This window comes from Ideonella sp. P3_A4 (assembly GCF_056403075.1).
The window spans coordinates 1-7291 of sequence record NZ_JBFUGE010000306.1 but is presented as its reverse complement, the minus strand read 5'-3'; the positions used below and the strand labels follow the sequence as shown (position 1 = coordinate 7291).

Genomic DNA, 7291 nt, shown 5'->3' with positions numbered 1-7291 from the left:
ACCTGTTGTTGCACGACATGGGCCCGGGACTGGCGGACACGGTGACCGAAGGCCGCGCGACGCCGAGCATGTGGCGCACCGCGCCGCTGTGGGGGATCGGGTCATTGCCGTTCGTGCAAGGCGGCGCGCAGAACGCGCGTTATCTGCACGACGGCCGTGCCCGCACGCTGATGGAAGCGATCGGCTGGCATGGCGGCGAGGCCGATGCAAGCCGGATCAAGTTCGAAACGATGTCGAAGGACGACCGCGCGGCGGTGCTGGCCTTCCTCAGTTCGTTGTGAGGTGACACAGCCGCGCGGCGATCGCCGCGCGGTGTCTTGCTGGTCAGGCCTCGTCGTTCGGGGCCAGTCCCAACTCGGTCGGGTCGCCCCGACCCCTGCGCACCAGTACCGGCTCTTCGCCGCTGAAGTCGATCACCGTGGTCGGCTGCATCGGGCAGGCGCCGGCGTCGACCACCAGCTGCAGCTGCTTCTGGAAACGCTCGCGGATCTGCTGCGGGTCGTTCATCGCCTCGTGTTCGCCGGGCGGGATCAGCGTGGTGGCGAGCAGTGGCTGGCCCAGCTCGGCCAGCAGCATCTGCAGCACCTTGTGCTCCGGCACCCGCAGGCCGATGGTGCGGCGCGACGGGTGTGAGAGCCGGCGCGGTACTTCCTTGGTTGCCTCCAGGATGAAGGTGAACGGGCCCGGCGTCGCATGCTTGAGCAGCCGGTACTGCCGGTTGTCGACACGGGCGTAGTTGGCCAGCTCCGACAGGTCGCGGCACAGCAGCGTCAGATGGTGCTTGTCGTCGACCTGGCGGATGCGCCGCAACCGCTCGGCCGCGTTCTTGTCGTCCAGGTGGCAGACCAGCGCGTAGCTGGAATCGGTGGGCACCGCCGCCACGCCGCCGGCGTGCAGAATCTGGGCTGCCTGCTTCAGCAGGCGCGGCTGCGGGTTGTCGGGGTGAACCTCGAAGAGCTGAGACATGGCGTGATTGTCGCCGCGCCAATGCCGCCAAGGTCGCAGGTAAGCACGACGCGGCCAGGGCGCTGGCAGCGCATCGATCCAGGGCAACGTGATGGCGGGTGAACTGAACATGGCTCTCGATTTCAAGCAAAAACGCGTCGTCGTCACCGGCGGCAGCCGCGGCATCGGCCGCGCCATCGCGCTGGCCTTTGCGGCCGCTGGGGCCGACGTCTCGATTTGTGCCCGCGGCGCCGAGACGCTGGAACGCACGCGCGCCGAGTTGGCAGCCCACGGTGGCAAGGCGCATGCCGGCGTCTGTGACCTGGCCCACGGCGAAGCGGTGACCAGCTATGTGCAGGATGCGGCCGAGGCCCTGGGCGGCATCGACGTCCTCATCAATAACGCGTCAGGCTTCGGCTTGGCTGACGACGAAGCGGGTTGGGGCGCAGGGCTGGCCGTCGACGTGATGGCCACCGTGCGGGCCTCGCACGCCGCGCTGTATTGGCTGGCCCAATCGCCGGGCAGCTCGATCGTGCACATCTCGTCGATCTCGGGCCTGCGGCCTTCGATGTTGGCGCCGGCCTACGCGGCGGTGAAGGCGGCGGTGATCCACTACACCACCAGCCAGGCCGCACGGCTGGCGCAGCAGGGCATCCGGGTCAACTGCATCGCCCCGGGCTCGATCGAGTTTCCCGGCGGTACCTGGGAAAGGCGGCGGCTGACCAACGACCCGCTGTACGAACGCATCAAGGAGCGCATCCCCTTCRGCCGCCTGGGCACGCCCGACGAGATTGCCGACGTGGCGCTGTTCCTGGCCTCGCCGATGGCGCGCTGGGTGACCGGCCAGACCATCGCAGTCGATGGCGGGCAATTGCTGAGTTTTTGATACCAGCGCGGGTCAACAGGCCGGCCCCTTCGGCCGTTATAGAAGTTTCCCGACCCCGAATCGAGGAGCACCCATGAACCGCCCCTTGCTGCGCCAGATGGCGCACCGCTCCGCCGGCCTGTTGGCTGCCGGCCTGATGCTCACGCTGGGTGCCTGCTCGGCGCTGCAGCCTGCCGAACCTGAACAGTTCTCCAGCAACCCGCCGCTCGCCGCCGGCTGGCAAGAGCACACCAGCCCGCTTTACAACCTCGGCCCCGGCCCGACGGCGGGCACCACGGTGTGGATGGTCTCGGCCCTGCTGCCGCGCGGCAACTACCAGGTCATCAGCCGCCAGGGTGACCGCGCCCGCCTGCTCGACGGCCATCGATTCGAGGTCGACGGCAGCGTCAACAAGGAAATCCGGCTGATCCTGCCGTTCGCCTCGGGCAGCCTCGAGGCGGTGGAAGAGCGCTACGTGGTCGCGCAAGCGCCCGTCAAGTCGCCCGCCAAGTAAGCGCTGCCCTGACCGGAGCACTTCACGGCGCCAGTCCGGCGCCGTGAGTTCACTCACAGCGTTTTGCCCGCAGCTGCGGGAATACCCCGTTTCGCGGATCTTGCTGACTCTAGAAGTTCTCTGAGAGAATTTGTGTCTACTTTCTCTCGGGCTTCATTCCATGAGTCGTCCAGCCTCCCGCGCGCTGCGGGCCAGTCGGATGCGCAGGGCCACCTGCTGCGTTCTGATCGCCGCACTGAATCTTTCGTCCACGGCGGCGCTCGGCTTGYCGCGTCCGGCTCAAGCCGATCGCTCGGCCCAGTCGGCGCTGGCCGGTGCCCGCAGCCAGATGGCGTCGCTGGGCCTCGGGGCGGGCAACGACCTGGTGCTGCGCCACCATTTCACCAATGCGCAGGGCCGCACGGTTGTCCATGCGGACCAGACCTTCCAGGGCAAGCGCGTCTGGGGCGCCCAGGCCATCGTGCACAGCGAAGCCAGGGGCGGCACCCGCGTCTTGCAGCAGGGCCTGCTGGCCGATGCGCAGCCGACTGRCAGCGCCACACTGAGCAGCAGCCGAGCGGTCGACATCGCGCTGAAGTCCTTTGCCGCCGCGCAGGGCGCCAAGGTGCAGACGAATGCCGAGTTGGTGGTCTTCCCGACCAGCTACATGGGCCAGGCCAAGCCGGTCTGGAACGTGAAGACCGGCCGCTACGGCTTCGACCGCAAGGCCTCGCCGCTGACCGTTGCGCCGAAAGACAAGTACGTCTGGGCCTACGAGGTGCGTGCCCTCACGCACAACAAGACCGATGGCCTGAAGGATGTGCGTTATGTGGTCGACGCCAGCACCGGCGCGATCCTGCGCACCGACAACGGCATCAAGACGCTGGAGGCGCCGAACCCGCCGGCGCTGAAACCCACCGACGTGGCCGTCAAGGGCATTGGCCACAGCCAATACAGCGGCACCGTCACGCTGGACACCGTGCGCCGCGCTGACGGCACCTTTGCGCTGATCGACCGCACCCGCGCGACCAAATACAACCCGTTCCTGCACGACTGGTACTGGGACATCTACGGCAACCTGATCCTCGACGAGGACGGCCAGCCGATCTCCAACGTCGCGCTGCAGACGATCACCGAGCTGCACCAGGCCGACCCTTGGGCCGCGCTGCTGTCCGACCACTGGCTCACCGGCAACGCCACCAACGAATGGGGCGATGGCCAGCAGTTCGCGGTCTGGCCCTACGGCATCGAGGCGAGCAAGAACGGCCAGACGGCCGCGGTCGATGCGCACCATGGCATGGCCATGACCTGGGACTTCTACAAGAACGTCTTCGGCCGTGACGGCATCGACGGCCAGGGCACCGCGCCGATCTCCGAGGTGCACACGCTGTCAGGCTTCTCGGGTTTGTATTACGACAACGCGTTCTGGAGCGACGGTGTCTTCGGCATGTTCTATTCCGACGGCAGCTACACCGCCAACGTCAACCCGTTCACCGGCGACAAGATCGAGGGCGATCCCCACGGCTTCACGTCGCTAACGTCGATGGACATCATCGGCCACGAGATGACGCACGGCGTGACCTCGCACACTGCCGGCCTGGCCTATGAAGGCGAGTCGGGCGGCCTGAACGAGGCCACGTCGGACATCCTCGGCAAGATGGTCGAGGTCTATGCGAAGCGCCTGCCGGGCACCGACAGCCTGATCCCGCTCGACGGTGTCGATTGGCAGGTCGGCTCGAAGGTCTCGCCGATCGGGGCCGCATTGCGCTCGATGAATCACCCGGGCGTCGACGGTGTCAGCGCCGACAACTGGTACGCCGGTATCAAGTACCTCGACGTGCACTTCAGCAGCSGGCCGATGAACCGCGCGTTCTACTTCCTGTCGCAAGGCGCTTCGGCCACGCCGGGCGGCGAGGACTTCAGCGCCTACCTGCCCGGCGGCATGAGCGGCATAGGCAACGACCACGCCGCGCGCATTTGGTACAAGGCCCTGAGCGAGTACCTGACCTGGGACGCGAACTACGCCTTCGCCCGCGATGCAGCGATCGACGCCGCCACTGCGCTGTACGGCGCCGAGTCGGCCGACGTGGCGGCGGTGCGCAATGCCTTTGCCGCGATCAACGTCGGCGAGGCACAAGGCCAGGCACCGCGTGTGCGCATCGGCATGCCGGTGGTGCACCCGGGCGGCACGCCGCTGAACGGTTACGGCGGCGACGAAGGCTACTTCGCCCGCGTGCCGATCGTCGGCATGAACACGACGGTGCAACTGTCGGCCCAGGTCGACAACACCGACGACAAGAGCGTGGTCTGGACCAACGGTGGCCGCACCGGCGACTTCGCCAGCCCGGGCTTCCGCCATTACGGCGGCGTCTCGACCGAAGACGGCCGCTGGACGCCGCCCACCGAGTGGGGTTTCTTCGCGATGACCGTGTCGAGCAGGGCCGACCCGCTGCAGTACGCAGAAGGCGTGGTCTGGGTCGTCAACGGCGATGCCGATGGCGACACCGAATTCGATGCGATCGACCTCGGTGCGGTGGCCTTGTCCTGGGGCCTGGACGGCTGGGTGCAATCCAGCCATGGTCTCGTCGGCGACGGCTTCACCGACAGCATGGACATCACCGCCATCCTCGAAGCGCTGCGCAACGCGGTCAGCTTCCGCTGACCCTCGAACGGACAAGACCGATGAAAAAGCTTCTCTCTCATGGCCTGGCCGCGTTGGTGGTCAGCCTGCTCGCGGCCTGCGGTGGCGGTTCTTCAGACAGCCCGTCGACGACGCCGGCTCACCGCGCGGCGACTTCGCTCAGCTACACCGACCCGACCGGCAGCGGCTGGCGCCTGGTCAAGCAGGAAGGCTCGACCTCGACCCGCGTCGTGCTCGGCCTGGTCGGCCCGGCCAGTACCACCAGCCGCGGCGTCGGCTTCAACCTCAACGTCGGTCGCGGTGCGAAGTTCTCGACCTTTGCCGACGGCGGTTATGCCCACGACACCGGCGTGTTCCAGTTGAAGGGCAGCAACCCGAGCTTCGAGCCCTACGCGGGTACCGATGCCGACCCGGTGCTGTTCGCCTCGCGCATGAAGAGCGAGCGCGTGCTGACCACCGGCATCTTCCAGAAAGATCGCAGCTACAGCGCCAAGGCGTTGACCAAGCCGGTGGTGCAAATCGCTGTCGAGTTCGACAGCGCCACCGGCCCGAGCCAAGGCCAACTGGTCGGGATGGCGGTGCTCAAGGCCCGCATGATCCCGGATGACATCGGCGGCAAGAACTTCACGCTCGACATGGAGACGCTGGCCAAGGCCAAGATGGCCGACATCGAGATCGAAGTCGGCAAGCTGGTAGCCAACTAGAAGCGATCTGCGGCGCGCTATGCTGCCCGCATGGCACTAGAAACTCTCGAAGGGCAGACCGGCACACAGCCGCCGGTCGCCACCATCATCGTGCTGCACGGCCTGGGCGCCGACGGCAACGACTTCGTCCCCATTGCACAAGAGCTGGACCTGCGCCCCGTCGGCGCGGTCCGCTTCGTGTTTCCGCATGCGCCCGTCCGTCCGGTGACGATCAACGGCGGCTACCGCATGCGGGCCTGGTACGACATCCTCGGCACCGACTTGGCGCGCAAGGAAGATGAACCCGGCCTGCGCGCTTCGCTGACCGAGGTGCAGGCCTTGATCGATCGCGAGGTCGAACGTGGCATCGCCGCCGAACGCATCGTGCTGATGGGCTTTTCGCAGGGCTGTGCGATGACGCTGCTGGCGGGCCTGCGGGCGCCGAAGCGCCTGGCTGGGCTGATCGGGCTGTCAGGCTACTTGCCGCTGGCGGCCAGCACGGCCGCCGAACGCAGCGAGGCCAACCAGCACACGCCGATCTTCATGGGCCATGGCCGGCAGGACCCGATCGTGCCGCATGCCGGCGGCGTGGCCTCACGCGATGCGCTGAAGGCGCTGGGCTACGAGGTCGAGTGGCACGACTACCCGATGGAGCACTCGGTCTGCCCCGAGGAGATTGCCGACCTGAACCGCTGGCTGCTGAAGGTGCTGGCGACCAAGCCAGCCTGAGCGCTTACTTCGCGGCGCTGGCGGCTGCCGATGCGGCGGGCGCCGGCGTCGCCGGAATCAGCATCACATCGGCCTTGCCGCCGACGCAGCCGGGGACCTGGTGCTTGGTGCAGTTCGGGGCGTCCGGGAACGTGCGCACGTGCCAGCCCGGCCGCAGCAGCAGCACCATCCACAGCGTGACGACGGTGGCCACGGTCACGGCGACGATGATCAGCCGCTGGCGGCGCGAGGTGGGACGGTAACGATCTTTCATGGCCGTGATTGTCAGTCGGCCATCGTGTCGACGACGACCGGGTCGGCCGGCTTGCCCGCCGACCGCATGTTGAGCCAGGCGCCTGCCGCGCCGCAGGCCGCGATCACGCCCATGCCGACGAAGGCCCAGCCGTCGGGCACCTGATGAAAGATCAACCAGCCGGCGATCGTGGCCACGGCGATCTGCAGGTAGACGAAGGGCATCAACGTTGCCGTGGGCGCCAGGCCCAGCGCGAGGATCAGGAACAGGTGGCCTACGGTGCCGAGCGCGCCGATCGCCAGCATCAGCCCGATCTGCCAGGCTGGTGCCGCCTGCAGCGTGGCCCACACCGGGATCGGGCTGGCGAGCAGGATAGGCGTCAGGATCAGCGTGCCGGTCAGCCCTGTGTAGAAGTGGGTCGCGTATGGGCTCTCGCTGCCCGACAGGCGCCGCGTCAGCACCTGGAAGCTGGCGTAGAAGAACGCCCCGGCCAGCGGGAACAGCACGGCCCAGCCGAACACGCCCGAGCCTGGCCGAATGACGATCAGCGTACCGACGAAGCCACCGGCGACCAGCGCCCAGCGCAGCCGGCTGACCTTCTCATGCAACCACCAGCCGGCCAGCACGATGACCAGCAGCGGCGTCAGCATGTTGATCGCGGTGAACTCCGGCACCGGCATCTGCTGTACGCCATAGAAGCTCA

Annotated in this window: 9 protein-coding genes; 6 read left to right on the top strand and 3 right to left on the bottom strand. The window is 67.5% G+C overall.

Annotated features, from left to right (window positions below; genetic code table 11):
- Positions 1–281, top strand: a 281-nt coding sequence (locus AC1DYI_RS22235; protein WP_477206314.1) for a di-heme oxidoredictase family protein, incomplete at its 5' end; no start/stop codon positions are given.
- A gap of 43 nt (positions 282–324) precedes the next feature.
- Here the strand turns inward: AC1DYI_RS22235 and AC1DYI_RS22230 are convergent.
- A complete protein-coding gene (locus AC1DYI_RS22230) occupies positions 325–966 on the bottom strand; it encodes an L-threonylcarbamoyladenylate synthase (RefSeq protein ID WP_477206313.1) in 642 nt (213 codons plus the stop codon).
- Between the two features lie 109 nt (positions 967–1075).
- Here AC1DYI_RS22230 and AC1DYI_RS22225 point away from each other — a divergent pair, with 109 nt between their 5' ends.
- The 5 genes from AC1DYI_RS22225 (at position 1076) to AC1DYI_RS22205 (ending at position 6356) form a co-directional block, all read left to right on the top strand.
- A complete protein-coding gene (locus AC1DYI_RS22225) occupies positions 1076–1831 on the top strand; it encodes an SDR family NAD(P)-dependent oxidoreductase (protein ID WP_477206312.1) in 756 nt (251 codons plus the stop codon).
- Positions 1832–1904: 73 nt separating this feature from the next.
- Positions 1905–2324, top strand: coding sequence for a hypothetical protein (locus tag AC1DYI_RS22220; protein ID WP_477206311.1), 420 nt, complete (start codon positions 1905–1907; stop codon positions 2322–2324).
- Between the two features lie 265 nt (positions 2325–2589).
- Complete coding sequence (locus tag AC1DYI_RS22215; protein ID WP_477206310.1) at positions 2590–4965, top strand: M4 family metallopeptidase; 2376 nt, start codon at positions 2590–2592, stop codon at positions 4963–4965.
- A gap of 20 nt (positions 4966–4985) precedes the next feature.
- Positions 4986–5648 (top strand): hypothetical protein, encoded by a 663-nt coding sequence (locus AC1DYI_RS22210; protein ID WP_477206309.1) that lies wholly within the window; start codon positions 4986–4988, stop codon positions 5646–5648.
- A gap of 30 nt (positions 5649–5678) precedes the next feature.
- Positions 5679–6356: an alpha/beta hydrolase gene (locus AC1DYI_RS22205; protein WP_477206308.1), complete on the top strand. Its 678-nt coding sequence runs from the start codon at positions 5679–5681 to the stop codon at positions 6354–6356.
- Positions 6357–6360: 4 nt separating this feature from the next.
- Here the strand turns inward: AC1DYI_RS22205 and AC1DYI_RS22200 are convergent, their stop codons facing one another.
- Positions 6361–6609 (bottom strand): hypothetical protein, encoded by a 249-nt coding sequence (locus AC1DYI_RS22200; RefSeq protein ID WP_477206307.1) that lies wholly within the window; start codon positions 6607–6609, stop codon positions 6361–6363.
- An 11-nt stretch (positions 6610–6620) separates the two neighbouring features.
- On the bottom strand, positions 6621–7291 hold a 671-nt coding region (locus AC1DYI_RS22195; RefSeq protein ID WP_477206306.1), incomplete at its 5' end, for a DMT family transporter.